This is a genomic window from Microcystis sp. M_OC_Ca_00000000_C217Col (assembly GCF_007095585.1).
GTDB classification, from domain to species: domain Bacteria; phylum Cyanobacteriota; class Cyanobacteriia; order Cyanobacteriales; family Microcystaceae; genus Microcystis; species Microcystis panniformis.
Genome location: NZ_SFBV01000309.1, coordinates 1 through 7,358 on the forward strand (window position 1 = coordinate 1; position 7,358 = coordinate 7,358).

Sequence of the window (7,358 nt, forward strand, 5' to 3'; positions counted from 1 at the left end):
TATCAGTTATCAGTTATCAGTTATCAGTTATCAGTTATCAGTTATCAGTTATCAGTTATCAGTTATCAGTTATCAGTTATCAGTTATCAGTTATCAGTTATCAGTTATCAGTTATCAGCAAAAAACTACCCAATTCATAATTGATAATTGATAATTCATAATTCCCACACCCTACACCCCACACCCCACAGCTTGGATTGCGTATCTTTGACAAAAACTGGGTGATATTTTATACCCAGAAAAAGTGTACTATGCTGACGTGAAAAAATCTGAGTTTTTGCTAACCTAGAAATAGCTCTAATCAGAGCCAATATCTTTGGGCGAAGCTTAGAGATTAATCTAGTTAAACTCACTCGTGACGTTATCTTATTGTCGTCTGTTGCCTATTAGCTTTCAGGTGATAACTCGGAGATGGCAAGTTAGTACAAACGTTCAAATTGCCTCTCCGCAGCCCTAGCGTTACTGTGTAGTCTTAACGAGTAATTTTATCCCAGAGATGTTATCGTTAAAGCGGTCAAATGTCCGAACGTCCTAGGGGATTTTCGGGAAAGATTGTTCGCCCTGTCGTAATCTCAGATAGAACCTTATGACTCAATCAATTGAAGATAAAGCTATGGCCGATGCTGATGTATCAGATTATACCACAAATAAAATAATTGTCTCTAATTGGATCGCCCCTTGGTCGAAAGGCAATCGGAAAAACCCGTCACCGCAACCAAAATGGGATTTATGGCAACCCCTGCGGCAACGAATTGATCGCCTAGAAATCAATACGCCTGCACTAGCTCACAGGATTTGTCGTCTAATTCCGGCTCAATGTCCCTTTGCCCGGAAAATTACCCTATTTAGCTGGACAATTCTAGAGATTCCGCCCCTTTGCAAGCTAAATCCCCTCTACGAAAACCTGATGATGTTAAGATTTCGCGCTCTTTCTTACCTGGCCGATGAATGTGGAGAGGATATCGGTGCTTACTGCTAAAATGGGAGAGTGTCTTTAATCGCCACACCTATGGCCATCATCGCTCTGAAAGCTTGGTATCTGGACAAATACGAACCTATCCGCGAGGTTGTCAAACGTCCCCACGACTTGCGCTTAAGTCGCAATAGTCTCTTAAAATCGGGTTTAAGAGCCGATTTTCTCGATGATAGTCTGACAATACAGGGTTCTGTCTGGTTCCAACGCTATCTAGAAGGGGAAAGGGTGGAATTTTACCTCGAAGGTAGTGGCGGTTACGTCATCTCGAATATTGACCTGATTTCTCAAGAAATTTACTTTACTAAACAAGACCTCAGCACTTGGCTAGATCCCGTCATTTATTTTAGCTCCCAAAGCCAATTTAAGGACTCTAGCACCGCTTTAAAAACAGTTTTGACCGAAACCGTCGAAAATCTCAATAAACGCTCCCGTTTGCCCTTAAATATGGTAGAAACGCCTCGAACTGAGGGCAATGTCACTAGATTGAGTGATAGTCAATTACGCCAAATTCGCAAAAGTTTATTATTTATTGCTGATGCTACGGCGATTAGCCAAAAGGAAACGGAATTACTGCCCAGTCCCCTAGTGGGTGTAGAATTAGGTTATGCGATCGCTTGTAAACAGGGCGGACAAATTCTGTTAACCTATCAAAATCGAGCGGAATTAAAGGGTAAACTAGCTTTTGACCTGCCAAGCTACCAAAAATTGATTTTCTCGGATCTGAGCGAATTGCGTCTCACTTTCCCGCCTTTAATGGCAACTTTATTACAAAAATTCAATCTGATTAGTTAAAAAAATGAGTAGAAAAGCTGACGAGTACGCTGTACATTTGTTCTTAAGCAGTGGACATCGCGAGGAAGTCCGTTTTTTGACCATCCAAGAATTTCAAAAGTGGTACAGTAATGAATTAGTTCCGAAAGCCGATTCTCAGGATTTTATCAATGTTCCGATCAGAAATATCCAAGGGGAATATATGGTTTTACGTCCGGCTAGTGTCATTGCTATTCGCGTGGAACCCGTCTTTTTTGGCAGTGTGGAAAGAATCTAATTTGTCGTTATCCCTAAAAAAGATAGTTAGATAGGGAGAATTTTAGAGATTATTGATAATTCTCTCAATATCAGCTTGAATTTGATTGCTGACTTTGCCTTGCCAGCGTTCTTTTAATTCCCTTAATCCCACTTCTGCGTATTGACAGATCTTATCTAAAAATTCTTTACCGTCCCTGGGTTGAGGATAGGAATTCTTTTTACAGATAATATAAATTCCTGCGGTTAAAGCTAAAATAACTTCCGGATCGATTTGGCTAATATTAATTAAATCTTGTCGATTGCTGAGATTGATTCCGTAGATACTGAAGTCTTGTTTAATGGCAAAAGCAGCCGCAAATAAATAGGCATCTACCATGCGCTCAAAGGTTTTATTATCTTTTAGTACCTGTAGATAATTTCTGGAAGTTTCCGAGGCATAAATCTTCAAACTGGGATCGATTCTCTGCATTAGTAACTCTCCATCACTTCAATCACGGAAGCATCTTCATCGGCAGCTAAACGGTGTATTTTGAATATATCAGTAGTGTAGGGAAGCAGCAGATTTAAAAGTGGATCGGGAAGATCGCGATCCGTGGCTAAAATAATCACTTGGGAGTTTAAATTAGGAAGAGAGTTAATAATATTTTTTTGATGTTCTTTGTCTAAATGACCAAAAGGTGTATCCATAATTAGGGGAACACAAGTATCGGTTATTTGATTTAAACCGGTGATAAAAGCAAAAGCTAAAGCTTCCTTTTCTCCCGCACTTAAGACATCGGGATTTAATAATTTTCCTGTGATAGTACGGACTCCTAAACTGTATTCGGGAGTAATTTCTACTCCTCTATATTCCTCCGGTTTGTTGGTTATTTGTAAATAGCGATCTCTGGTTACTTGATTAATCATTTTTTGGGAATTATCGATATGCCATTCGATTAATTCGTTAGTGGCATTTTTTAAACCTCTGGCCATTTTAACCTGATTAGATAACATCAATGTGGTCTGATTTTCACTAGCTAAAATTTCCACTTCTTTGCGTAAATTTTCTAATTTATTTTCTTTGATTTCAATTTCCTTTTGTAAGCGTTCGATCTTTTCTTCAATCTCCTTAACTTTTCGTTCTGATTCGCCAACTTTTCGCCAAATCTCCCTCACCGAGTCTTGATTTATTCCCGTGGTTTCCTGTTTTAGCTGTTTAATATGTTGATTAATTTCTTCGATTTCTTCTTCTAAATGATCTCTTTGTAAAAGCAATTGACTATAATTGCTAAATTTGGCATTATCTCGGATGATTCCCTGTAAATCAATTCTAAGTTGGTCTTTTTCTATTCTGGTGACATTGTCCACTTCTAAGGACTCTAGTTCGGCAATTTTTTCAAGGATAAAGTCACGAGAATTTTTATCTAAACAACGACCACATAGACAGCTTTCCTCGTCAAGTATTGCTTTAAAAATTGCTGTAGAATTAGTTTTATAAGTGCTTTTTAAGCTAGTAACTTGCAAATCATAGGTCATTTCCTGCACAAAGTTAATCAGCAAAGGTATCGCAGCTTTTTTTAACCAAGAATCAATAGAATTTTGCAGGTTATTTAACTCAGTTTGTAAACCGATACGCTTTTTCTCTAAGTTATGAATTTCCTCTAACTTTTCTCGTAAACTTTCAATCTGAGCGGCTTTTTCTTGAGCGACTTGGTAGATAATTATAGCATCTTTTTCGCTATCTTTGGCATTTTTAAGCTGACCTTGTTGAAAAGCAATTTCTTCTTCTAATTCTCGCAATTGTTGCAGCTTATCTTTAAAAATTTGACTGGTTCCCTCTGCTTTATTTAAACGGTTTTCTAATTCTTGTAAGGCTTTTTCTGTATCATTGCGTAGATTTCTTAATTCCGGGATACCCAAAACTTTTTCAATTGCTTCTTTTGCTGCTTTAGTTTGAGTTATCTGGGTATATTGTTCTATTTTTGAGCCATCAAAACAGAAAAAATCTCGAATAGATTTAGGAAGCAATGCTTCGATATATTCCCTAGAGTTACTTCTCATGGTTCCATCTTCATAAAATAATGCTTCCTCTACGCTGGGATAAGAAGTGCTACCATTAACGTTTAATTTCGCTGTGCGACTGATAAAGTAATTTTTCTCGTTTCTAGTAAAATTTAATTCTACCCGCATTTCTATTGCCGGTGAAGAATCATCCTTACCTCGATAAAAATAGGTTTTCAGAGTCTCTTTAGATACAATATCTACCCCATAGAGACACCATAAAATCCCTGTCATCAGAGAAGTTTTACCGTGGCCATTATTACCGAAGATAATCTGAATTTTTCTGTCGGGATGCAGGTTAAAAGTAATATTTTGACTAGGATAACATTTCCAATTAGTTAAGCGAATTTGTTTCAGTCTCAAAGTCATAATAACTCTTGTAAAAATCAAAAATTTTGTGGTTGGTTAGGAGTCAGTAGCCAGTAGTCAGTAATCAGGAAAATTAAGAATGGTTTATTTAGATATTTTATGCGACTTAATATTTAATTTTGTCGTTTTTAAACTAAGTGGTTGGGTGAAATTTAAGATGAACGTAGGTTGGGTTGAAGCATGAAACCCAACGCCCGATTATGTTACGCTACCGCTAACCCATCCTACAAATAATTGTGCCTCCCTACTTACCAAAAATAAATTATGCAAGATATCTATAAAATTTATGATTGTGGGGAGTCGGTATATTTTTCGATAAGTTTGACAATTTTAGGTGATAGCCGCCGATTTTTTAGAGTAATTTTTGCTACTTCTAAAACCATCGCTTCCTTTAGCAGTTGGGGAGGTATCTCATATTTTTGTGCCAGTTCTTCAATTTTAGCAGTTATGTCCATGAATTTTTTGTGGGTTGGGTAGTGGGGATTGTCAAGTCTTAATTCCTATTGGCAAAGAGATACCTTGATGATGATAAATTTTATAACAGATCTGAGTAGGTAAGACCATAGTAACTTACAGCCTTAAGCGTAAATATGAAGTATAACCTAATTTGGTATTGACGACCGACTACCCAAAAGGAAAACTTCGTACTTCACCATTAAGATAACTGCTATAAGCTAATCTACTCTCAACCTTATACAAAAACACCATAAAAGCTAAAATAGATAGCTGACAGTGATTCTGAACACAATAGCAATATAGACTAAACCGCCTTGTATTACCGTCTTCTTCTTGATTTTAACACCCTAGAAAACGGGTTAATTGCCTTAACACCCGAACAAAGTCATTATCTTAAAAAAGTTGTTCGTTTAAAATCCCATGACCATTTTATTGCCCTAAATGGACAAGGACAAGCGTGGTTAGCGGAAATAATTGATAATTCGGCCCATCTTTTAGAAGCGATAAACGAAACCACCGAACTACCAGTACAAGTGAATTTAATGGTAGCAATTCCCAAAAATGGCTTTGATGATATCGTTCGCGCTGCCACCGAATTAGGAGTTTATCGGATTATCCCGCTGCTGACAGAACGCGGTTTAGTCAATCCTAGTCCTCAAAAAATTGACCGTTGGCGAAAAATTGCCCGGGAAGCTGTAGAACAATCAGAAAGACAGATTATTCCCATTATCGAAGAACCACAGCCATTTTTAGCCATCCTTAAGCGGGGAGCTAACCCACAGACAACTTGTTATATTGGTGTTACCCGTAGAACAGTGGCCCCGCTACTTTCTCAATTACAAACATCAACCGAGATAACCATGGCCATTGGACCTGAAGGGGGATGGACGGAGACAGAAATAGAACAAGCGATCGCTGCTGATTTTGTGCCTGTATCACTGGGAAAACGCATTTTGAGAACAATTACCGCTCCCTTAGTGGCTCTTGCTATCATTAACGCCTATTTAGACAGCTAATTGACTATAGTTTCTATGACCAAGACCAGCAATCGAGATAACTGGAATCCTTTCGCTTCTTACCTAAAGCAAGAACTAGCAGCAGTTCCCTGGTGGTCAGATTCTCCCCTTTTTGTCGAAACCACCCTGGTCAATTCCCATTCAAGACACCGACTGGGACACCGCCTTGCAACCCGATAGCACCCTCATATTCCTCGAAAAAACTCCCCCTAGCGCAACTTTATGACCTCTAGTAGCCCTTCTAACCCCTCTTTTGACTGGTTTAACCCTTCGCCCCAGCAAGACAGCGATTTACTGGCACAAATCGGCTTTATCCCCGGTTTCAAAGAATTTCTCACCCTGCGACAGGTTCACGCCTTGGAACACGCCACCGTCTGGGTATTAAGCGAAATGGCTGCCCGTCGTCAATCGCCTTTTGACCGCTCCCCTGCGGATAACGAGGCCCTGGGGGGACTGTCCACCGATAGGGGTTTTTATCTCTACGGACAGATTAATACAAATGAACTGCGAATCGCCGCCAAACAGGCACTCCATCGTCTCAAAAATGGCGAGGGGCAATTGGCATTACATCCGCGTTGTGGCACCAATTTATCGGTAACTTTAGCCTTAACCGCCGGCTTAGCCTTAGGAACTCATCTTCTCTTACCCAGAGGTCCGATTTCTCAGTTATTAGGCTTAGGTTTAGCCACCGCCACCGCTTTTCAAATCGGGCCGGATGTGGGAATGTCGGCCCAAAAATACCTGACCACGGCCATTCCCTTTAACTTAACAATCGTTAACATTGCCCCAAAGGCAGACCTATGGGGACGTTCGGGGCATTTCGTGGCAGTGGAGTGGCAAGATTTGCAATAAAACTTAAAGTAAAAACCCTTTCGGCAAACTCGCTCTGATTGTAACCTGTTAACTAAACCCTAAAAAAAAACACCTATGCCAGGAATCGAACGCGGAGCCAAAGTTAGAATCAAACGTAAAGAGTCTTACTGGTACAACGATGTAGGAACCGTAGCCAGTGTTGACAAAAGTGGTATCCTCTATCCCGTTATCGTCCGTTTTAACACTGTTAACTACCACGGTTTTAGTGGTAGCGCCGGTGGACTGAATACCAATAACTTCGCTGAAAGTGAATTGGAACTCGTTAAGGCTGCCCCCGCTAAGAAATAAAGCTGAGTAAAATTCGGCCTATCATCACCGACTGACTGACGGGAATTCTCTCTTGTTGGTCGGTTTTTTTATAGCTATCAGTTGTCAGTTATCAGTTATCAGTTATCAGTTATCAGTTATCAGTTATCAGTTATCAGTTATCAGTTATCAGTTATCAGTTATCAGTTATCAGTTATCAGTTATCAGTTATCAGTTATCAGTTTCAAATAAGTGTGAGACGAGGGAAAAATAAGGTAAAATAAAGGGAAACGAGCAACCCATACAGAAAAATGTCTTATAGCCTAGACTTGAGAAAAAAAGTAATCGATTAT

General features: G+C 39.3%; 10 protein-coding genes. 7 read left to right on the forward strand and 3 right to left on the reverse strand.

Translation table 11 applies throughout. The features are described 5' to 3' along the window. The first annotated feature begins 586 nt into the window (after nt 1-586). Genes EWV66_RS19670 through EWV66_RS19680 form a run of 3 tightly spaced genes read left to right on the forward strand, consistent with a single transcriptional unit; the run spans nt 587 to nt 2,024 of the window. The gene (locus EWV66_RS19670) at nt 587-979 is read left to right on the forward strand and encodes a Mo-dependent nitrogenase C-terminal domain-containing protein (protein ID WP_002767460.1); all 393 of its coding nucleotides are present in this window, start codon (nt 587-589) and stop codon (nt 977-979) included. Nucleotides 980-1,009: 30 nt separating this feature from the next. Beyond that, entirely contained in the window at nt 1,010-1,768 is a 759-nt protein-coding gene (locus EWV66_RS19675) for a hypothetical protein (protein WP_052276068.1), read from the forward strand. Between the two features lie 4 nt (nt 1,769-1,772). Continuing rightward, nucleotides 1,773-2,024 (forward strand): hypothetical protein, encoded by a 252-nt coding sequence (locus EWV66_RS19680; RefSeq protein ID WP_002760725.1) that lies wholly within the window; start codon nt 1,773-1,775, stop codon nt 2,022-2,024. 42 nt (nt 2,025-2,066) lie between these two features. On the opposite strand, the gene EWV66_RS19685 is transcribed toward EWV66_RS19680, so the two are convergent. The 3 genes from EWV66_RS19685 to EWV66_RS19695 all read right to left on the reverse strand — a co-directional run bounded on the left by EWV66_RS19685 (nt 2,067) and on the right by EWV66_RS19695 (nt 4,869). Next, complete coding sequence (locus EWV66_RS19685; protein ID WP_052276069.1) at nt 2,067-2,474, reverse strand: hypothetical protein; 408 nt, start codon at nt 2,472-2,474, stop codon at nt 2,067-2,069. Further along, complete coding sequence (locus tag EWV66_RS19690) at nt 2,474-4,414, reverse strand: AAA family ATPase (RefSeq protein ID WP_287107214.1); 1,941 nt, start codon at nt 4,412-4,414, stop codon at nt 2,474-2,476. Before EWV66_RS19690 ends, EWV66_RS19685 begins: the two co-directional genes overlap by 1 nt. 284 nt (nt 4,415-4,698) lie before the next feature. Beyond that, entirely contained in the window at nt 4,699-4,869 is a 171-nt protein-coding gene (locus tag EWV66_RS19695; protein WP_167341540.1) for a hypothetical protein, read from the reverse strand. Nucleotides 4,870-5,184: 315 nt separating this feature from the next. Here EWV66_RS19695 and EWV66_RS19700 point away from each other — a divergent pair, with 315 nt between their 5' ends. The 4 genes from EWV66_RS19700 (at nt 5,185) to EWV66_RS19715 (ending at nt 7,279) form a co-directional block, all read left to right on the forward strand. Beyond that, nucleotides 5,185-5,886 carry a 16S rRNA (uracil(1498)-N(3))-methyltransferase gene (locus EWV66_RS19700; RefSeq protein WP_052276071.1) on the forward strand — a complete coding sequence of 234 codons (702 nt, stop codon included), beginning with the start codon at nt 5,185-5,187 and terminating at the stop codon, nt 5,884-5,886. 222 nt (nt 5,887-6,108) lie between these two features. After that, nucleotides 6,109-6,738: a DUF6391 domain-containing protein gene (locus EWV66_RS19705; protein WP_052276072.1), complete on the forward strand. Its 630-nt coding sequence runs from the start codon at nt 6,109-6,111 to the stop codon at nt 6,736-6,738. Nucleotides 6,739-6,813: 75 nt separating this feature from the next. After that, a complete protein-coding gene (locus EWV66_RS19710) occupies nt 6,814-7,047 on the forward strand; it encodes a photosystem I reaction center subunit IV (protein WP_002767446.1) in 234 nt (77 codons plus the stop codon). A gap of 52 nt (nt 7,048-7,099) precedes the next feature. Further along, nucleotides 7,100-7,279 carry a hypothetical protein gene (locus tag EWV66_RS19715; protein ID WP_287116025.1) on the forward strand — a complete coding sequence of 60 codons (180 nt, stop codon included), beginning with the start codon at nt 7,100-7,102 and terminating at the stop codon, nt 7,277-7,279. Nucleotides 7,280-7,358: the final 79 nt, after the last annotated feature.